Genomic DNA, 20,134 nt, shown 5'->3' on the forward strand with positions numbered 1-20,134 from the left:
ATTACAATCTTGAACAAAAATAGATCTTTATTTTTTAACTAATCTCAAGATTGATTTCTTTATAATTAGTCTAAATATCTATTCTTTTACTTCACCTTCTTCAGTTTCCTCTGAATCTTCTGAATTTATTTCATCATCATCATTTGATGAATTTACTTTGGCTACAGCGGCAATGGAATCATTTTTCTTACTCAAATTAATTAGGCGAACCCCCTGAGTTGCACGACCCATTACTCGTAAATCAGAGACAGCCATTCTAATGGTAATTCCCGATTCGTTGATAATCATTAAATCATCATTATCGGTTACACCTTTAATTGCTATTAAATCACCAGTTTTTTCTGTTACACTAATGGTTTTAACACCTTTTCCACCCCTATTTGTAATCCTATAATCATCTATATTGGAACGTTTTCCAAAACCGTTTTCGGAAACTACAAGAACATCTTCTTCCCCATTCTCAACACAAATCATGCCAACTACTTCATCTTTCTCGTCTTTTAGAGTAATTCCACGAACACCTGATGCTGTTCTTCCCATTGGTCGAACCTGACTTTCTGCGAAGCGAATTGCTTTACCAGAACGTACAGCTATTAAAATTTCATTATTGCCATTCGTAAGTTTAGCTTCTAATAACTGATCATCTTCACGAATAGTAATGGCATTTACACCATTAATTCTTGGTCGTGAATAAGCTTCTAAAGAAGTCTTTTTAACAACACCTTTTTTTGTACAAAGCACAATGTTGTGATTATTAATATATTCTTCTTCTTTTAAATTAAGAACATTGATGTAGGCTTTTACCTTATCATCTGGTTCAATATTTAATAGGTTCTGAATTGCTCTACCCTTAGATTGTTTAGTTCCTTCAGGGATCTCATATACTTTTAACCAGAAACATTTTCCTTTTTCGGTGAAGAATAGCATTGTATTATGCATTGTTGCCATAATCATATGCTCTAGGAAATCTTCCTCTCGGGTAATACTTCCTTTAGAACCTACTCCTCCTCTATTCTGAGTTTTGAATTCTACTAGTGGAGTTCGTTTTATGTATCCCATTCTCGAAATAGTAATCACCATTTCTTCATCGGCATAAAAATCTTCTGGATTAAATTCTTCAGAAGCATAAACAATATCGGTTCTTCTTTCATCACCATATTTAGCTTTTACCTCAAGAAGTTCTTCCTCAATGATTCCCATACGAATGGCTTTATCATTAAGAACGGAGTTCAAGTAATCAATTAACTTCATTAATTCCTCGTACTCAGCATGCAACTTATCTCTTTCAAGACCAGTAAGTTTCTGCAATCGCATATCCAAAATTGCTTTCGCTTGAAGTTCATCCAACTCAAAATTAGACATTAAACCTTGTTTTGCTTCATCGGGCGTTTTAGATCCTCGAATCAAAGCAATAACCTGATCGATATTATCAAGTGCAATAATCAAGCCTTGTAGAATATGGGCTTTGGCTTCTGCCTGCTTAAGTTCAAACTGAGTTCTACGGACAACCACATCATGTCTATGCTCAACAAAATGCAAAATTAAATCTTTTAAATTCAGCATTTTAGGGCGTCCATTTACCAGGGCAATATTATTAACACTGAAAGAAGTTTGCATCTGTGTATATTTAAACAACTTGTTTAAAACAACATTGGCAATTGCATCTCTTTTCAGATCAAAAACGATACGCATACCGTTACGATCCGATTCATCATTTACGTTGGAAATTCCTTCAATTTTTTTATCGTTAATTAAGTCTGCTGTTTTAATAATCAGCTCCGCCTTATTAACCATATAAGGAATTTCGGTTACGATAATTTTTTCACGACCATTATCCGTTGTTTCAATATTTGTTTTAGAGCGAACAACAACTCGACCTCTTCCTGTTTCGAATGCATCTTTAACACCCTGATATCCATATATAATACCTCCAGTTGGAAAATCCGGAGCTTTTACAATACGAATCAAATCATCCATTGATATGTCGTTATCATCGATGTATGCAATAATAGCATCAATAACGTCAGTCAAGTTATGTGGAGCCATATTGGTAGCCATTCCCACAGCAATTCCTGATGCCCCATTTACTAGAAGATTCGGAATACGTGTAGGAAGAACCGTTGGTTCCTTCAAGGATTCATCAAAATTGGGTGTCATATCTACGGTATCCTTTTCGAGATCGGATAAGGTTTCTTCCGCAATTTTGTTCATTCTAGCTTCGGTATAACGCATAGCAGCAGGACTATCACCATCAACTGAACCAAAATTTCCCTGACCATCGATAAGAGGGTAACGTAATGACCAATGTTGAGCCATACGAACCATTGTCATGTATACCGAGCTATCACCATGAGGGTGATACTTACCTAGTACTTCACCAACAATTCTAGCAGACTTTTTATATGGTTTATTCGAAGTTGTACCCAACTCGCCCATTCCAAATAGCACTCTTCTATGAACAGGTTTTAAACCATCTCTAACATCTGGCAAAGCTCTAGAAACAATAACCGACATTGAATAATCAATGTAAGCCGATTTCATTTCCTCTTCTATATTAATACGAATAATTCTCTCTCCCGTAGTCATTATATTTATTTTAAAATTCTATACATTTCTCGGAAATACAAAAGTAACAAAATATGTAGATTTTGTGTAAGAATGAATATGATATTTATGAACGAATTAAGATAAATATTTAGACCATCTTTGTTTATTGCTTGATTATTAGTTTAATTCCTATTTTTGATGCAATTTATCGATAAAAATCATTGTTATTTTAGGCTTGTATCTAATAATTTTTCGTTATTTTAATGCTACAATTAAAAAATAGCGTAAGTAAGAAAAATCGCTATTTATCATATTTTGTAAAATTACTAAAGAACTACTATATGGATTCAAAATTTTCACCTCGTATAAAAGATGTTCTCTCCTATAGCAAAGAAGAAGCCGAAAGGCTTGGAAATAACGCAATTGGAACTGAACATTTGTTTTTAGGAATTCTTCGTGAGGGTGAAGGTATTGCAGTTGACATTCTAATTTCATTAGGAGTTGACCTTTACGATATTCGAAAAAACATAGAAAAAAATCTAAAATCGGAGACTATTTCTGAATTAGATCAAAATAACATCCCTTTGCAACGATCTGCAGAACGTGTGCTTAAATTAATTTATCTTGAAGCTAAAGCACTAAAGAATAAAACTATAGATACAAGCCACCTTCTTTTGGCAATATTAAAAGATGAAAAAAGCTTGGTTACTCAGGTTCTTGAAAATAATTCTATCGATTACAATAAGGTAAAGGAAAACCTCAAAACACTTTTCCCCAAGGCTCAAGCGGATTACACTCCTGAGGATCGTGAGGGGAAAGGTGGATTGGGTGGAGATTCAAAAAGACCAAGCCAAAGAGGAAAATCGGAAACACCCGTGCTAGATAATTTTGGTGTTGACATTACAAAATCAGCGGAAGAAGGTACTCTGGATCCTATCGTTGGCCGGGAAAATGAAATTGAACGTCTTGCTCAAATTTTAAGTCGTCGAAAAAAGAACAATCCAATATTAATTGGAGAGCCTGGTGTAGGTAAATCAGCCATAGCCGAAGGCCTTGCATTAAGAATTGTACAAAAAAAGGTTTCTCGTGTTCTTTTTGGAAAACGAGTTGTTTCTCTCGATTTGGCTTCCATTGTAGCAGGAACTAAATATCGTGGTCAGTTTGAAGAAAGAATGAAAGCTATATTGAATGAGCTCTCAAAAACCAATGACATCATTTTATTTATCGATGAAATTCACACTATTGTTGGTGCTGGTGGTGCAACCGGTTCGCTTGATGCTGCAAATATGCTTAAACCTGCTTTAGCTCGAGGTGAAATCCAATGTATTGGGGCAACGACTTTAGATGAGTATCGCCAGAACATTGAAAAAGATGGTGCTTTAGAAAGACGTTTTCAAAAGGTAATGGTGGAACCAACTTCTTCTGAAGAAACAGTTGAAATTCTAAACAACATAAAAGATCGCTACGAAGATCACCACAATGTATACTACACAAAAGAAGCCATCGAGGCGTGCGTTAAATTAACATCCAGATACATTAGTGACCGACACCTTCCAGACAAAGCAATTGATGCTTTGGATGAAGCAGGATCCCGTGTTCACATTTCAAATATTAATGTTCCTGTTATCATTGAGGAACTTGAGAAAAAAATCGAAGAAACCCGTCAAAGTAAAATAAAAGCGGTGAAGGCTCAAAAATTTGAGTTGGCAGCTAGTTTTAGAGACAAAGAAAAGAATCTTTCGGAGGAATTGGAACGCGAAAAAGACAAGTGGGAACAAGAGCTAAGTCTTAAAAAGGAAAAAGTATCAGAAGATGATATTGCTGAAGTTGTTGCCATGATGACAGGAGTTCCTGTAAAAAGAATTGCTCAAGCCGAAGGATCCAGACTTATACAAATGGGTAAAGAACTACAGGGCAAAGTAATTGGACAGGATGATGCCATTGGTAAAATAGTAAAAGCTATTCAAAGGAACCGAGCGGGCTTAAAAGATCCGAACAAACCAATTGGAACATTTATATTTTTAGGACCTACTGGTGTCGGTAAAACACAATTAGCAAAGGTATTATCCAACTACTTATTTGATAGTAACGATGCTTTGATTAGAATCGACATGAGCGAATACATGGAAAAATTTGCTGTCTCAAGGCTTGTTGGAGCTCCTCCGGGCTATGTTGGGTATGAAGAAGGTGGACAGCTAACTGAAAAAGTTAGACGTAAACCATACTCCGTTGTGCTTCTCGATGAAATTGAAAAAGCACATCCTGACGTTTTTAACATATTACTTCAGGTTCTTGATGATGGTCAATTAACCGATAGTTTAGGGCGAAAAGTTGATTTTAAGAACAGTATCATTATTATGACTTCGAATATTGGAAGTCGGGAATTAAAAGATTTTGGCAAAGGAATTGGTTTTCAAACTGGAGGAACAGAATCGAATGACTACACCAACAGTATCATCCAAAAAGCTCTTAAAAAAGCATTTGCCCCTGAATTTTTGAATAGAATTGATGATCTTGTCATGTTTAATTCATTGACTCAAAAAGACATTCATAAAATTATTGATATTGAACTAGATGGTTTATATAAGAGAGTAAGTGACCTTGGATATGGTATTAAAATATCAGCTGCAGCCAAAGACTTTATTTCGGAAAAAGGATATGATGTTCAGTTTGGCGCTCGACCATTAAAACGTGCCATTCAAAAATATTTGGAAGATGAAATGGCTGAAGTAATTATTAAAGCTACTATTTCTGAGGGAGATACAATATCTGTTGGCTTTGATAAAGCAAAGCAAAAAATTACCACTAAAATTCTAAAACAACACAAAGAAGTTGAATAAATAAAAGCCGGAGTTATCCGGCTTTTGAATTCTTGAATGTTTTTATCTAGATTAATTCAAAACAATTATTATCTTTGATAGAAACAACAATAAAAAATATTTTATGAATAAAAATAATAAGAAAGTCGCCTTTGCTGGCAATCCTATGACACTTTTAGGAACAGAAGTTAAAGTAGGAAGTACTGCTACTAATTTCACCGCCTTAAATCAAGGATTAGAACCAGTAAAATTATCTGATTTTGATGGAAAAGTAAAAATTTTATCTATTTTCCCATCTATTGATACTAGTGTATGTTCGGCACAAACTCATCGATTTAATAAGGAAGCATCATCTTTGGATTCTAACATTCAAATCATTACTCTTTCAAATGATCTTCCTTTTGCTTTGGGTCGTTTTTGCGGAGCTGAGGGCATTACAAATCTAATTACTCTATCCGATCATAAAGAGTTAGACTTCGGTTTAAAATATGGCTTTGCTGTTGAGGAATTGCGACTGCTAGCTCGTGGTATTGTTGTTATTGATAAAGAGAACAAAGTACAGTATGTGGAATATGTAGCTGAAATGACTGAAGAACCTAATTATGAGGCTGCTTTAAAAGTTGCTAAAGGTTTGGTTTAAATATTTGAGAATAAACGTAAAAAGCTCCTTCGTGGAGCTTTTTTTTTAACCCGTAGAATATGTATTTATTTTTCGATACCGAAACCACAGGATTACCTAAACGATGGAGTGCTCCTCTTACGGATTTAGATAACTGGCCACGGCTGGTACAATTAGCATGGATTTTATATGACAGTCGTGATCATGAAATAAAAAGAGCCAACCGAATCGTTATTCCGGAAGGCTTTATCATCCCTACTGAAGCCTCCAATGTTCATGGTATATCAACACAAAAAGCTATAAACGAAGGTATTAATTTATCGGAAGCTTTAAGTGAGTTTTCAAAAGTACTAAATAAAGCCGATTTTCTTATTGCTCACAACATCAGCTTTGACGAAGCAATTATTGGAGCAGAATTCCTTCGCAAAGAAATAAATACCAAGCTTGTAGAAATCCCTAAGATTTGCACCATGAAAACCACTACGAACGTGTGCAAAATTCCTGGCAGAAGTGGTTACAAATGGCCCAACTTAACCGAATTACACCATTTTTTATTTAATAAAGACTTCGATGGTGCTCATGATGCATTGGCCGATGTAAAAGCTTGTGCTGATTGCTTTTTCGAATTAAAAAAATCGGGTTTGTATCAGATTCAAGGAAGTTTATTCTAAAAATAGGAAAGGCAGATCTTTCGATCTGCCTTTCTTGCTATATCAATTCTGCGAATAAATCGTAATCCTCACAATCATTAATCTTCACCTGATAAAATTGACCAATTTTTAGAGCTGTACCGTTATTTGGAATCAGCACTTCAGGATCCACTTCATAAGAATCAAATTCTGTTCTTCCGTAATAAAAGTCTTCATCTTTTCTATCAATGATTACTTTCAGCTCTTCCCCTACTTTTTTTTCATTCACTTGTCGTGAAATTTCTTGCTGCAGAGCCATAATTGCATCCTTTCTATCTTCCTTAACTTCTTGAGGGATATTATCCTCATAATTGTTCGCAGCAAAGGTATCTTCCTCGTTAGAATATGGAAAGACGCCTAAACGTTCAAATTTCATTTCCGAAACAAATGCTTTTAAATCCTCTATATCCTCTTCTGTTTCTCCAGGATGACCAACTAACATTGTAGTTCTTAAAGTAATACCAGGCACCTCTTCCCTGATTCTGTTGATTAATTCTACAGTTTTATGGCGATCGATTCCTCGTCTCATTAGAGATAAAATATTATCGCTAGAATGCTGAAGAGCAATATCTAAATAACGACACACTTTCGGATTCTCACGCATCACTTTCAATATTCCATAGGGGAATTGTGTTGGATAGGCATAGTGTAATTTAATCCACACTAAACCTTCAATTTCTGAAAGCTTCTCGACCAATTCTGCTAATTTTAGTTCCTGATACAAATCATAGCCGTAGTATGATAAATCTTGAGCAATTACCAACAATTCTTTCACTCCACCTTTAACCAAACCTCTTGCTTCCTCTAAAATATCTTCCATGGGCCTGGAAACATGCTTTCCAGTAATAATAGGAATAGCACAATAGGAACAGGAACGATTACAACCTTCCGAAATTTTAAGATAGGCAAAATGCTTAGGTGTAGTTACCATTCTAAAATTCTTAAAATCAGGCTTATAATCCTTATTCAATTCTTTAACAATTGCTGGCCATTCAAATTTTCCAAAAAAATGATCCACTTCAGGAATCTCTTTCACCAAATCATCACGATAACGCTCTGACAGACATCCCATAACGAAAAGTTTATCGATATCACCAGCTTTTTTAGCATCAGCATATTGAAGAATCATATCAATAGATTCCTCCTTAGCGTCACCAATAAAACCACAGGTATTAATAATAATTGTTCTCGCATCACTATCCTCTTCGTCACAGCTAACCTGAAACTGATTGGCATCGAGTTGTTTCATTAGTAATTCAGTATCAACCAAATTTTTAGAACAACCTAAGCTAATAATATTTATTTTCGTCTGATTCATATTTGTAGATTTCCTTTTATCGCTATTACAGCCACAAAATTAAGAGAAAAAACTCTTTTTCCCATTTGGATTCAAAATAATAAGTTCTATAATGAAAAAAGACCGCCTTTTATAGGCAGTCATTCTAATATCACTGAATGATTCTTTTTAATTGAATAAAGAATCAACAAATTCGTTTCGGCTAAAAACTTGCAAATCTTCCATTCCCTCGCCAATACCAATGTATTTTACAGGCACTTTAAATTGATCTGAAACCCCTATAACCACGCCTCCTTTTGCAGTTCCATCAAGTTTGGTAATTGCAAGTGCGTTTACTTCCGTTGCTAAGGTGAATTGTTTTGCTTGCTCGAAGGCATTCTGCCCAGTTGAGCCATCTAGCACCAACAATATTTCATGAGGCGCACCTGGAATAACACGATCCATAACACGCTTAATCTTACTCAATTCATTCATCAAGTTGATTTTATTATGCAAGCGACCCGCAGTATCAATAATTACCACATCAGAACCATTAGCTTTTGCTTGAGTAAGCGTTTCGAAGGCTACTGAAGCAGGATCGGCTCCCATGCCTTGATTCACAACAGGAACTCCAACTCTTTCGGACCAAATTATTAATTGATCAACTGCTGCAGCTCGAAATGTATCGGCGGCTCCTAAAGTCACTTTTTTTCCGGCTTTTTTGAATTGATAAGCTAATTTTCCAATAGTTGTTGTTTTACCAACACCATTAACTCCTACAACCATAATTACATAAGGATGTTCAGATTTTGGCAGATCAAAGCCAATATGTTCACCTTTACTATTTTCTTTCAGGAGACCAGCAATCTCTTCTTTCAAAATGCGATTCAATTCCGATGTGCCTAGAAACTTATCTTGCGCCACACGTTTTTCGATTCGCTCAATAATTTTTAAAGTTGTATCTACTCCAACATCAGAAGAAATAAGGACTTCTTCTAATTCGTCAAGTACATCATCGTCAACGGTAGTTTTACCAACAACAACTCTCGTCAACTTCTTAAAAACACTGTCCTTTGTTTTCGCAAGTCCTTTGTTAAGATTTTCTTTTTTTGACCTTGAAAAACTATCAAATAATCCCATTTTCTATAATAATTTTAGACTGCTAAAGTACAAAAAAATGAACTCACAAGCAATTAACAATAAATGAATTATAGCTAAAGAATAAAAGTAATACCATAGTACTACAAAAAAAAGCCTCCTAATAAAAATCAGGAGGCTTTAAATATACTAATATATGAAGATCTTTACTTTTGAGCAAAGAAATCCTTTACGTTCTCGTTTGGTACAATTTCCTCTTTAAAAGAATACGCACCTGTCTTAGGCGATTTCACCATTTTGATCACTTTAGCGTAACCACGGCCTTCACCTTTTTGTAGGGATGCTACTACTTTCTTAGCCATATCTCAATTATTTAATTTCTCTGTGAACAGTTACTTTTTTCAAAATAGAATTGTACTTTTTCAACTCCATACGATCTGGAGTATTTTTCTTATTCTTAGTAGTGATGTATCTTGAAGTTCCAGGCATACCACTTTCCTTATGCTCGGTGCACTCAAGAATTACTTGCACTCTATTACCTTTTTTAGCCATTTTATATGCCTTTTTTAGTATTTTTTAATAAATCCTTTTTCTTGAGCTTTTGTAAGTGCACCTTTTACTCCTAACTTGTTAATTAGGCGTACTCCTGCAGCAGAAATTCTTAGCTCAATCCAGCGATCCTCTTCAGGAAGATAGAACTTTTTATCGAAAAGATTTGGATAAAATCTTCTCTTAGTTCTTCTTTTTGAGTGAGAAACATTGTTCCCAACCATTACGCTCTTTCCAGTAATTTGACAAACTCTTGACATAGTCCAGATTATTTTTTTCCTTAAACGCTTTTCAAACAGGTCGCAAAATACGTAATAATTTTCTTGAAAATCAAATTATATTGCAACTTTTTACAGATATATTTTAGTGCCCTTGCAATTCCTTGATGTGTAACAAACACTATGAGTGCCTACTTAGCAGCATATAGCATCTTACAAACAATAAATTTTTTTTATCAATTAAGATTTATAAAGATTGGACACTTCCACAAAAATAAAAAAATCCCTTCATATTCCAGAAAGGATTTGGAATAAATATTTTAAATTATTCTTCGTTAAGAGATTTAAATCCTTCGCCCAAAATTTCGTTTGCTTCTGTCACATTTACGAATGCCGAAGGGTCTACCTCGCGAATGTATAATTTTAGTATTTCTAATTCCCTCCTACTCATAACCGAGTATATCATTTTTTTCTCAGTTCCCGAATAAGCACCTTGTCCTGTAAAGATAGTAGCTCCTCTCACTAAATCATTTTTAATTTTAGACGAAATGGCCTCGTATTGTTCTGAGACAATCATCACTGTTTTGTGATAATTCGCTCCACTTACTACCATATCAATAATTTTCCCTTCAATATATATGATTATTAAAGAGTAGATAGCGAACTCCCATCCGATTGCTCCCGTTTCGCTGGGTTGAGCGAGTGTAAATAAAACGATAATACCATCAACGATCATCACTAATTTTCCAAGTGACATTTTAGTATATTTAGCCAAAATCATGGCAATGATATCTGAGCCTCCAGAAGTTGCTCTCGATTTAAAAACAAAACCAATTGAAATTCCATAAAAGACTCCTGCAACAATCGTATTCAACATAGGATCAGCAATTACTTTTGCATAATCAGGTGAAATAAAGGTTTCCATAAACCAAACGGTAGCAAGAATAATAGAAATGCTTACAATGGTTTTAGCACCAAATCGTGGACCTAAAATTAAGGTGCCGATTATGACAAGGGGTATTTCCATTGCAAAAGTACAGTAACTAATTTTCCAGTCAAATAATGTGTTTAAAACTGTTGCAATTCCATACACTCCACCTGGAGCTAACTTGTATGGTACTACAAATAAAATATCAGAAACAGCAAAAATAATACTCCCTAGTATTAAATAAGCGTATGCGCTAATCCACTCGGTGGACAAAAATTTTTCGTTAGTTATGAAAGCCATTTTTTACTTGTAGTTTTTAGTTGTTTAAAATTCGCCGACAAAATTAAATTCCCCACCTATAAATCCAAGTAAAATCTTTGATTTTATTTCAACCGCAAAACCCAGTTTATCAACACAAAAGACACATATATATACTATTTTTAAACATACTCATCAAAAAAGCATCAAAAAAACGTCAATTTTTCACTTATGAAAATGGAATAAATGTAATTAAGCCTGATTTACATGGTTCTAATTTAAATTTAAAGCACACACTAATATTACACTTATGTTAAAAATAAATATTTTCCAAAAAAAAGAGCTGCTCAATTATTGAGCAGCTCGAATACTGTATTTTTATTTACTTACTTTAGTCCACTTCTTTTTAATAGTGGTTCTATAGATGGCTCTTTTCCTCTAAATTTCAAATAAAGAGCCATGGGATGCTCGCTTCCTCCTTTTTCGAGAATGTTTTTTCTGAAAGAATTTGCTGTTTCTTTGTTGAACACACCAGTACTTTTGAAAGCATCAAAGGCATCTGCATCTAATACTTCGGCCCATTTGTAACCATAGTATCCTGCGCCATATCCTCCAGCAAAAATATGGGAAAAAGAAGTGCTCATGCAACTAGTTTCAACCGGGTCAAATAGTTCTGTAGGGGCCATGGCAGTATTCTCGAACTGCGCAACTTCGTCAGCGACAGGTTCTGTAATGCTATGCCATGCCATATCGTTCATACCAAAACTAATTTGGCGAACAAATGAATACCCGCTTAAGAAATTTTCACTATCAATAATTTTTTGGACTAATTCGGCTGGAATCTTCTCTCCTGTTTCAAAGTGTTCAGCTACTTCGTCCAACCATTCTTTTTGAGTCGCAAAATTTTCCATAAATTGGGAAGGTAACTCAACAAAATCGCGATAAACATTTGTTCCAGACAAACTACTGTATGCACATTTTGATAACATTCCGTGCAAAGCATGACCAAATTCGTGTAAAAATGTGGTTACTTCGTTAAAAGTAAGTAAAGAAGGTTTTGTTTTGCTAGGTTTGGTAAAATTACAGACAATAGATATGTGAGGACGATGGTCTTTTCCATCTTTCTGGTACTGATCAACAAAAGAAGTCATCCAAGCTCCACCTTGTTTTGAACTTCGTGGATGAAAATCGGTATATAATAATGATAAGAATTCTCCTTTTTCGTCAAAAACCTCATATACATCAACATCTTCGTGATATTTTGAGATAGAGGAATTGATTTTAAATTTGATTCCATACAAAAGAGTTGCCAAGGAGAAAATGCCTTTTTTTACTTTACCTAACTCAAAGTAAGGACGAGTAATTTCATCATTAATATCAAATTTCTCTGTTTTCAATTTCTCTGCATAGTAAGCCCAATCCCATCTTTCCAATTTAAAATTGGCTCCCAAACTTTTGGCATAGTCTTGTAATTCTTTGAACTCTTGTTTGGCTTTGGGTAACGAAGAATCAAGCAATTGAGAAAGAAAATCAAAAACTTGATTGGATGTTTGTGCCATTCGTTCTTCTAGTACAAAATCAGCATAAGAAGTGTAGCCAAACAATTGAACCTTTTTTAAACGTAATTCGACAATTCGCTTCACGTTTTTTTGATTGTCAAATTTATCATTGAAACATCTGGAAGTATAGGCTTTAAACATTATCTCACGTAATTCACGCTTATCGGAATACTGCATAAAAGGAACATAACTTGGAAATTGCAAGTTGAAAAGCCATCCTTTCTTCTCTTTTTCTTTTGCGGCATTTAAGGCTGCTTCTATAATTCCTTCTGGAAGACCCGATAAATCTTTTTTATCGCTAATGAGAAGCTCAAAATTATTGGTTGCAGCCAATACATTTTCACCAAACTGCAAAGTTAATTTCGATAGTTCTTTCGATATTTCACGAATTTGATCCTTTTTCTCTTTTTCAAGATTAGCTCCCGAGCGGACAAATGCTTTGTATCGATTGGTTAGTAATTTCTCCTGCTCAATACTTAATGTCAACTCATCTTTTTGCTGATAAACTTCTTTAACGCGAGCAAAAAGTTTTTCATTCATGATAATATCATTGGAAAACTCGGTTAGCATAGGAGATACTTCGCGAGCAAGAGCTTGCATCTCATCATTAGTATTGGCATGATTCAGATTAAAGAAAATTGAAGCCACACGATCTAATTTATGCCCTGAATATTCCAATGCTTCAATTGTATTTTCGAAATTAGGACTTTTGTCTGAATTCGCAATTGTATCAATTTCTTCTCTGGCAATTTTAATACTTTCGGTAAATGCAGGAAGAAAATGATTTAACTTGATAATTTCAAAAGGAGCGGATTCGTATGCTGTGGTAAATTCACTTAGTAATGGATTTGTTTCTATACTCATAATTCTTTTTTTATAATAAAAAACAAAGATATGAAATTGACAAGGCATTTAATCCACAAAAAATATAATTATTTAGAAAATATCTTAATAAAGCTTTTCTCTCCTAAATAAAATTAGCCTTAACTATTGATTGATTGAAAAATACAAGCCATTTAACATTATTTAAAGACATACAGATAAACGTTGTGCAAACCTTTTAACAATAGACTCAACAAGCAATCTATCAACACGTAAAAAGCACTTGTATGAAAAATTACTTATATTTGGGTTTATTATAAAGGGGGGATTTGTAATTACAAGCGTTACCGAAATGAGAGGCATGAATTTTCTTATCCAAAAAACTTACCAAACAAAGAGTTTCTTCTTTGTATTTAATTTGCTATGTCTTACAGCAAGTCATCCCTATAGCTTCCATCCCTTTGGGTACTCTCCAAATTGTAACTAGATCCATCTATTTTCTTATTTTCTGCCCTTATCCTATTAAAGGCATTTAATTGTAATAGCTTTCAATTCTAAGCACCGAATTCTGTTTGCGTACTTTAAATTGTCATATCCATACATATAATATGAAACGAATTTGCATCAAAATTGGCTCCAATGTTCTCACAAAAACAAATGGTGAGCTAAATACATCCAGAATAAAAAACATAGTTTATCAAATTTCTGCCCTCAGAAAATTAGGATTTCAATGCATTCTAGTATCGTCGGGAGCTGTTGCTGCCGGGAAAAGCAAAGTGAAAATCCCTGAAAAAATTGATACCGTATCTGCAAGACAAATATGGTCATCTGTGGGGCAGGTTGAATTGCTGAATATCTATTCATCCTATCTTAAAGAATTCAAAATAGACTGTGCCCAAGTATTGGTTACAAAACAAAGCTTTAGAACCAGAGAACATTATTTAAACATGAAAAACTGTTTAAACTCACTACTTAATCATGATATTTTACCTATCATCAATGAAAATGATGCCGTTTCGGTCACAGCCTTGATGTTTACTGATAATGATGAGTTATCGGGATTAATTGCTTCTATGATGAATGTTGAAGATCTCTATCTGCTTAGTAATATTGATGGTATTTACACCGGAAATCCTAACGATCCTGCATCTAAACTTGTAAAAACGGTAAGTGGCGACATTAACCGGCTAAAACAGTACATCACAACAGAAAAATCGAATTTTGGCCGTGGTGGCATGATTACCAAATGCAGTATTGCTGGAAGAGTCGCAAAATCGGGCATCCCTGTTCATATTGCCAATGGTGGAATAGATAATATATTACTGCAATTGGTAAAATCGCCAGAAACAGTAAAACACACCCGATTTATAGCTAGTAAAAAATCTTCGACAGTAAAACAATGGTTGGCTGGATCGGATGGATTCGAAAAGGCAAAATTAATTATCAACCAAGGTGCAGAAGAAGCATTGTGCTCGAAAGATGCAAGCAGTTTACTTCCTGTAGGAATTGTAAGTATAATTGGCGATTTTGAAAAAGGCGATATTGTAAAGATCGTTGGCAATTCAGGAAAAATTTTAGGCTTAGGAAAAACACAATACAATAAAAGCAAAGCCGAAAGTTTTATCGGGAAAACTGGAGAAAAACCGGTAGTTCATTATGATTACCTTTTTCTTTACTAAGAATGCCAAAACAAATCCTAATTAATACAATAAATAAAATCAATACATTAGCTCAAAATAACTGTTAGATATGAACTGTACAGAACAACTACATAAAGTAAAAGAAGCCTCGAGAGCACTTTGCTCGCTAAATTCAGAAGGCATTAACAAAGTTTTGCAGGCTCTAGCCTCCTCATTAAAAATTAACATTGCAAAGATTCTTGAAGCCAACCAAAAAGATTTAGCTAAAATGTCTACTGACGATCCAAAATACGATCGTCTGCTTTTAAACGAGGAAAGAATTTATGCCATAACAACTGATATTGAAAATACCATTCAACTACCTACGCCTTTGGGCCGAATACTTTCAGAAAAAACACTTGACAATGGATTACTCATTAAAAAAGTAAGTGTTGCGCTGGGAACTGTCGGAGTAATTTACGAAGCTCGTCCGAATGTTACTCTTGATGTATTTACACTTTGCTTTAAATCTGGGAATGCCTGCATTCTGAAAGGTGGCAGCGATGCTGAAAACTCAAACAAAGCATTGGTTGCCATTATAAAGGAAACGCTTAAGCAGGAACAGCAAAATCCAGATATTATTCAACTTCTGCCTTCGGCCAGAGAAGCAGCCACAGAATTGATGAACGCAGTTGGTTTTGTTGATGTTTTAATTCCCCGAGGTTCTCAAAATTTAATCAATTCGGTTCGACAAAACTCTAAAGTTCCGGTTATTGAAACAGGTGCCGGTATTGTACATACCTATTTTGATAAGGATGGAGATATTGAAAAAGGCAAAGAGATAGTATGTAATGCAAAAACTCGAAGAGTAAGTGTTTGTAATGCATTGGATTGCTTACTAATTCATAAAAGTAGACTTTCTGATTTACCAACTATTGTAAGCAAACTATCCAAGCAAAAAGTTGAAATCTATGCCGACGAAGAAGCCTACAGTTCAATTAAAGGACATTATCCGATCCATCTTCTGAAAAAAGCTGATTCTTCTTCCTTTGGAACCGAGTTTCTAAGTCTTAGAATGTCCATAAAAACAGTAAACGACTTTCAAGCTGCACTTGATCACATATACAAGTATAGTTCGAAGCATAGCGAAGCTATTATTAGCGAGAATAACCAAACCATAACTAGCTTTTACTCAGCCGTAGATGCTGCTGCAGTCTATTCTAATACTTCAACTGCATTTACCGATGGAGCACAATTTGGTTTAGGAGCAGAAATTGGAATTAGTACGCAAAAATTGCATGCGCGCGGTCCCATGGCTTTGGAAGAATTAACCTCCTACAAATGGTTGATTGCAGGCAATGGACAAATTAGAGCATAAACAACTCTCATTTCCAATCTTTCGTCAAAACAAATCATACTTTTAGTTTGTTTTTAAAGAAATCAAAACTTCCTGCATGAAAAATGAATTCACAGCCTTCTGGTTTCGAAGAGATTTACGCTTAAATGACAATCATGGACTTTATCAGGCTATCCAATCGAAAAAGCCAGTTCTTTGTTTCTTTATTTTTGATACTGAGATTCTAAGCCAATTAGAATACAAGAATGATGCACGTATCAATTTCATACACGAACAACTAATTGAAATAAATGAAAGATTAAAAAATATTGGTAGTAGTTTACTTATAAAACATGGAAATTGTAGAAATGTCATTGAGGAATTGCTAACAGAGTACAATATTGCGAATATTTACACTAACGAAGATTATGAACCATTCGCAATAAAAAGAGACAAGGAAATTCAAAAATTATTAAAGTTGAAAAACACTGATCTTAAAAGTTTTAAAGATCATGTACTTTTCGAAAAAAAAGAAGTTGTTAAAAAGGATGGTTTGCCTTATACCGTTTACACGCCCTACATGAAAAAATGGCGTGAACTTCATGCTGACAACCCCTTTTTAGAGTACCCAATCGACTTTTGCTCCAAAAATTTCGCTCAAATTCCAAGTTCTGAAGTTCCCACCTTAGAAAGCTTAAGATTCGAAAAAAGTAATATTTCTGTGCCCGTTTATGATTTATCAGCAGAAACTTTACTGAATTATGACAATCGAAGGAATTATCCTGCATTGCAAGCAACATCGTTGCTTGGGCCACATCTCCGATTTGGTACCCTTAGCATTCGGCAAGCTGCTAAAAAAGCTCTAATGGGTCATCCTCAATTTTTGAATGAATTGATTTGGAGAGATTTTTTCAGCCAGATTCTTTGGAATTTTCCACATGTAGAACATCAAAGTTTTCGCATAAAATACGATGAAATTAAATGGCGAAATGATGAAAATGAATTTAAACTTTGGTGTGAAGGAAAAACTGGTTACCCAATGGTTGATGCAGGAATGCGGGAATTAAAACAAACTGGGAATATGCACAACCGGGTTCGAATGGTTGTTGCTAGCTTTTTATGCAAACACCTTCTAATTGATTGGCGTTGGGGTGAAGTTTGGTTTGCGAACCACTTATTAGATTACGACATGGCTTCGAACAATGGCAATTGGCAATGGGCTGCCGGATGTGGATGCGATGCTGCGCCTTATTTCCGAATCTTTAACCCCCATGAACAACAAAAAAAGTTTGATCCGAAAATGGAATACATTCGTAAATGGGTTCCCGAAATAGACACGAAAGACTATTCTACCCCCATAGTTGATCATAAATTTGCTCGTGAAAGAGCCTTAGCGACCTACAAATCGGCCTTACGATAATACAATGTTTTCTCATGATTGATAAAAAGCTATCTTTTTACTTACCTTAGCTTTTTCAATTACATTCAAAGAGAAAATGAAACAAAAATTATCCTTTTACGCCGATCGAATTCACGGCTTTCAAAAACGTATTACTCAACTAAAAAAAGCTAATAAAACCCTATCTGTATTACGATTAAGCAGTGCTCTTGGCGCGTTTATACTATTTTATCTTCTTCTATCCACCTCTATTTATTTTGCTTGTTTGGTGGGAAGTATTCTGATTATCGCTCTAGTTTATTTTGTGCGTAGGTATAGTAAAAATGATCAGGAAATAAAAAAACTGAAGCTTCTTATTCAGATTAATGAAAATGAAATAAATTGTTTACAAACCAGGCACAGTGCCTTATACAATAAGGGAAAAGAATACCTAGAAGCAAATCATCCTTATGCCTCAGATCTTGATATATTTGGTTCACATTCTATTTTTCAATTGATTAATAGAGCTGTTAGCAAAAGTGGTAATCATATTCTTGCCAACTGGCTATCGAAACCATCGGAAAATCAAGAAATTAAAAAACGACAGGAAGCAATTCAAGAATTATCAGCAAAAATAGACTGGAGGCAAGATATTATTCAATATGGCCTTTTGAACAATTTAAAAAATGATAAGCCAGATTTTGTAACTGAATGGGGAAAAAAAACTTCTCCTTTTTATGGGAAAAAACTGCTAAAGATTGTGATTACAATCATGCCCCTGTTATCCTTAGGAGCTTTGATTTACTCATTTATAGACTCACCAGTTCCCCTAATAATTATGGCTCTGGCTAGTATTGGAATTCATAATTTAAATTCGAAGAAAGTTAAGTTGGCGCATGAACAAATATCCAAAAAAGGAGAAATGCTCAAAACCTACTCCTACATTATTGAACGATTTGAACATGAAAACTGGACTTCTGAAAAATTAATAGAACTCAAAAAAGAATTGGCTAGTTCTGATGTACCCACTTCTAAAAAAATCCAACAATTAACTAAGCTTATCGAACTTCTTGATCAGAGTTTAAATTTGGTAGTTCAATTCCTAATCAATCTGCTATTTTTCTACGATTTGCATATTTTATTCAGAATGGATGTATGGAAACAGAAAAACGGATTGAAAATTGAAAAATGGTTTGCCGCCATTGGTGAAATTGAAGCACTATCAAGTTTATCTAATTTAAGTTTCAACCACGAAAATTGGTCATTTCCCAATGTAACAGAACAACATTTTGCATTAGAAATGAAGGAAGCTGGTCACCCTATGATCGATCAAAAATCGAGAGTGAATAACGACTATAAATTAACAGGTCCAGGAACTGTGCACATTATTACAGGTTCGAATATGGCTGGGAAAAGTACTTTTCTAAGAACTGTTGGAGTGAATGTGGTGATGGCTTTAGCTGGAGCTCCGGTTTGTGCGAAAGAAATGACCGTTTCAAATGTGGAAATCAATACTTCCATGCGAATTAAAGATTCCATAGAAGAAAATGAGTCCTCATTTTATGCAGAACTAAAAAGAATTCAGCAGGTACTCGAAAAAGTGAATCGGAAGGAAAAAAGCTTACTTCTTTTAGATGAAATTTTAAGAGGAACCAATTCGAAAGACAAGCATACTGGCTCGAGAGCTTTGATTAAACAGTTGGTGAAGCATGATGCAGTTGCCATGCTTGCAACCCACGATTTAGAATTATCAGTATTAGAAAAGGAACTTCCTGGAAAAGTTGAGAACCGTTTTTTTGATATTAAAATTGATGGAGAAAAACTTTACTTCGATTATAAAGTGCAAAAAGGATTTTGTAAGACCTTTAACGCTCCTATTTTAATGCAAAAAATGGGTATTGATATGGAAATATTAAACGAAAACTAAAATTTCACCAATCTTACTATTTAACTCACCTGTTCATTAAAGATGTTAATTCATTAAGATTTCAATAAAAAAAGAGCCGAATCAGTATCGATTCGGCTCTTCAATTTATAGTAAGTAGCTATTTCCGTAGACTAATTAGATTGAATATGCAGCCTAAACTATACAGATATAGAATTGCGATTATTTTTTCTCCTCTGCATTTTAGATCCAAGCATAGGATCCGACAAACATCAAACAAAGCCATAACCGGTTGATATAGGATTTTACTGCGTAGTTACTCTCTAATTTTTTTTCATTAACGTATAAAATAATTATCGCGAGAAGAATGGAAGCTGCTGTAGTTATTGCAAACACTTCTTTCAATGGATAGTCTCTTATTCCAAATACAATTGCAATATAGGTTTGTGCTATTAGATAAGAAACTATGAAAGGCAATATTTTTTGGCTATTCTTTACCTCCATAGATAATAAATACCAACCAGCAAACAGATA

16 protein-coding genes and 1 other annotated feature are annotated in these 20,134 nt (G+C 34.5%); of the genes, 7 read left to right on the forward strand and 9 right to left on the reverse strand.

What is annotated here, in order from left to right; all coding sequences use genetic code 11:
• Nucleotides 1-78: 78 nt before the first annotated feature.
• Nucleotides 79-2,586, reverse strand: a complete 2,508-nt coding sequence (gyrA, locus tag ABYT26_RS01320; protein WP_372751079.1) for a DNA gyrase subunit A — start codon at nt 2,584-2,586, stop codon at nt 79-81.
• 302 nt (nt 2,587-2,888) lie between these two features.
• Between gyrA and ABYT26_RS01325 the strand changes: the two genes are divergently transcribed.
• The 3 genes from ABYT26_RS01325 (at nt 2,889) to ABYT26_RS01335 (ending at nt 6,656) form a co-directional block, all read left to right on the forward strand.
• Complete coding sequence (locus tag ABYT26_RS01325; protein ID WP_372751080.1) at nt 2,889-5,387, forward strand: ATP-dependent Clp protease ATP-binding subunit; 2,499 nt, start codon at nt 2,889-2,891, stop codon at nt 5,385-5,387.
• Nucleotides 5,388-5,490: 103 nt separating this feature from the next.
• Entirely contained in the window at nt 5,491-6,006 is a 516-nt protein-coding gene (gene tpx / locus ABYT26_RS01330; RefSeq protein ID WP_372751081.1) for a thiol peroxidase, read from the forward strand.
• Between the two features lie 59 nt (nt 6,007-6,065).
• Nucleotides 6,066-6,656 (forward strand): exonuclease domain-containing protein, encoded by a 591-nt coding sequence (locus ABYT26_RS01335; protein WP_372751082.1) that lies wholly within the window; start codon nt 6,066-6,068, stop codon nt 6,654-6,656.
• A 37-nt stretch (nt 6,657-6,693) separates the two neighbouring features.
• Here the strand turns inward: ABYT26_RS01335 and rimO are convergent, their stop codons facing one another.
• The 7 genes from rimO to ABYT26_RS01370 form a co-directional block, all read right to left on the reverse strand.
• On the reverse strand, nt 6,694-7,992 hold the full coding sequence (gene rimO / locus ABYT26_RS01340) for a 30S ribosomal protein S12 methylthiotransferase RimO (RefSeq protein WP_372751083.1): 1,299 nt from the start codon (nt 7,990-7,992) through the stop codon (nt 6,694-6,696).
• 147 nt (nt 7,993-8,139) lie between these two features.
• Nucleotides 8,140-9,090, reverse strand: coding sequence for a signal recognition particle-docking protein FtsY (gene ftsY / locus ABYT26_RS01345; RefSeq protein WP_372751084.1), 951 nt, complete (start codon nt 9,088-9,090; stop codon nt 8,140-8,142).
• Nucleotides 9,091-9,188: 98 nt separating this feature from the next.
• Nucleotides 9,189-9,350, reverse strand: a sequence feature (ribosomal protein L10 leader region).
• Nucleotides 9,255-9,410, reverse strand: coding sequence for a DUF4295 domain-containing protein (locus tag ABYT26_RS01350; RefSeq protein WP_372751085.1), 156 nt, complete (start codon nt 9,408-9,410; stop codon nt 9,255-9,257). It overlaps the preceding feature by 96 nt.
• 7 nt (nt 9,411-9,417) lie before the next feature.
• Nucleotides 9,418-9,600 (reverse strand): 50S ribosomal protein L33, encoded by a 183-nt coding sequence (gene rpmG, locus ABYT26_RS01355; RefSeq protein WP_372751086.1) that lies wholly within the window; start codon nt 9,598-9,600, stop codon nt 9,418-9,420.
• A 14-nt stretch (nt 9,601-9,614) separates the two neighbouring features.
• Nucleotides 9,615-9,857, reverse strand: a complete 243-nt coding sequence (gene rpmB, locus ABYT26_RS01360; RefSeq protein WP_096432400.1) for a 50S ribosomal protein L28 — start codon at nt 9,855-9,857, stop codon at nt 9,615-9,617.
• 283 nt (nt 9,858-10,140) lie between these two features.
• Nucleotides 10,141-11,043: a YitT family protein gene (locus tag ABYT26_RS01365; RefSeq protein WP_372751087.1), complete on the reverse strand. Its 903-nt coding sequence runs from the start codon at nt 11,041-11,043 to the stop codon at nt 10,141-10,143.
• A gap of 344 nt (nt 11,044-11,387) precedes the next feature.
• Nucleotides 11,388-13,424 (reverse strand): M3 family metallopeptidase, encoded by a 2,037-nt coding sequence (locus tag ABYT26_RS01370; RefSeq protein WP_372751088.1) that lies wholly within the window; start codon nt 13,422-13,424, stop codon nt 11,388-11,390.
• A gap of 566 nt (nt 13,425-13,990) precedes the next feature.
• Between ABYT26_RS01370 and proB the strand changes: the two genes are divergently transcribed.
• The 4 genes from proB to ABYT26_RS01390 all read left to right on the forward strand — a co-directional run bounded on the left by proB (nt 13,991) and on the right by ABYT26_RS01390 (nt 19,642).
• The gene (gene proB, locus ABYT26_RS01375) at nt 13,991-15,061 is read left to right on the forward strand and encodes a glutamate 5-kinase (protein ID WP_372751090.1); all 1,071 of its coding nucleotides are present in this window, start codon (nt 13,991-13,993) and stop codon (nt 15,059-15,061) included.
• A gap of 70 nt (nt 15,062-15,131) precedes the next feature.
• Nucleotides 15,132-16,379: a glutamate-5-semialdehyde dehydrogenase gene (locus tag ABYT26_RS01380; protein ID WP_372751091.1), complete on the forward strand. Its 1,248-nt coding sequence runs from the start codon at nt 15,132-15,134 to the stop codon at nt 16,377-16,379.
• Nucleotides 16,380-16,455: 76 nt separating this feature from the next.
• A complete protein-coding gene (locus ABYT26_RS01385; protein WP_372751092.1) occupies nt 16,456-17,757 on the forward strand; it encodes a deoxyribodipyrimidine photo-lyase in 1,302 nt (433 codons plus the stop codon).
• Between the two features lie 76 nt (nt 17,758-17,833).
• The gene (locus ABYT26_RS01390; RefSeq protein WP_372751093.1) at nt 17,834-19,642 is read left to right on the forward strand and encodes a hypothetical protein; all 1,809 of its coding nucleotides are present in this window, start codon (nt 17,834-17,836) and stop codon (nt 19,640-19,642) included.
• Nucleotides 19,643-19,843: 201 nt separating this feature from the next.
• Here the strand turns inward: ABYT26_RS01390 and ABYT26_RS01395 are convergent.
• On the reverse strand, nt 19,844-20,134 hold a 291-nt coding region (locus ABYT26_RS01395), incomplete at its 5' end, for a hypothetical protein (protein WP_372751094.1).

The sequence above is a fragment of the Labilibaculum sp. genome (assembly GCF_041595635.1).
GTDB lineage: Bacteria > Bacteroidota > Bacteroidia > Bacteroidales > Marinifilaceae > Labilibaculum.

Coding starts and splice junctions, on each gene's coding strand:
- gyrA (WP_372751079.1), bottom strand. CDS start 2,586: ATGACTACGGGAGAGAGAATTATTCGTATTAATATAGAAGAGGAAATG.
- ABYT26_RS01325 (WP_372751080.1), top strand. CDS start 2,889: ATGGATTCAAAATTTTCACCTCGTATAAAAGATGTTCTCTCCTATAGC.
- tpx (WP_372751081.1), top strand. CDS start 5,491: ATGAATAAAAATAATAAGAAAGTCGCCTTTGCTGGCAATCCTATGACA.
- ABYT26_RS01335 (WP_372751082.1), top strand. CDS start 6,066: ATGTATTTATTTTTCGATACCGAAACCACAGGATTACCTAAACGATGG.
- rimO (WP_372751083.1), bottom strand. CDS start 7,992: ATGAATCAGACGAAAATAAATATTATTAGCTTAGGTTGTTCTAAAAAT.
- ftsY (WP_372751084.1), bottom strand. CDS start 9,090: ATGGGATTATTTGATAGTTTTTCAAGGTCAAAAAAAGAAAATCTTAAC.
- ABYT26_RS01350 (WP_372751085.1), bottom strand. CDS start 9,410: ATGGCTAAGAAAGTAGTAGCATCCCTACAAAAAGGTGAAGGCCGTGGT.
- rpmG (WP_372751086.1), bottom strand. CDS start 9,600: ATGGCTAAAAAAGGTAATAGAGTGCAAGTAATTCTTGAGTGCACCGAG.
- rpmB (WP_096432400.1), bottom strand. CDS start 9,857: ATGTCAAGAGTTTGTCAAATTACTGGAAAGAGCGTAATGGTTGGGAAC.
- ABYT26_RS01365 (WP_372751087.1), bottom strand. CDS start 11,043: ATGGCTTTCATAACTAACGAAAAATTTTTGTCCACCGAGTGGATTAGC.
- ABYT26_RS01370 (WP_372751088.1), bottom strand. CDS start 13,424: ATGAGTATAGAAACAAATCCATTACTAAGTGAATTTACCACAGCATAC.
- proB (WP_372751090.1), top strand. CDS start 13,991: ATGAAACGAATTTGCATCAAAATTGGCTCCAATGTTCTCACAAAAACA.
- ABYT26_RS01380 (WP_372751091.1), top strand. CDS start 15,132: ATGAACTGTACAGAACAACTACATAAAGTAAAAGAAGCCTCGAGAGCA.
- ABYT26_RS01385 (WP_372751092.1), top strand. CDS start 16,456: ATGAAAAATGAATTCACAGCCTTCTGGTTTCGAAGAGATTTACGCTTA.
- ABYT26_RS01390 (WP_372751093.1), top strand. CDS start 17,834: ATGAAACAAAAATTATCCTTTTACGCCGATCGAATTCACGGCTTTCAA.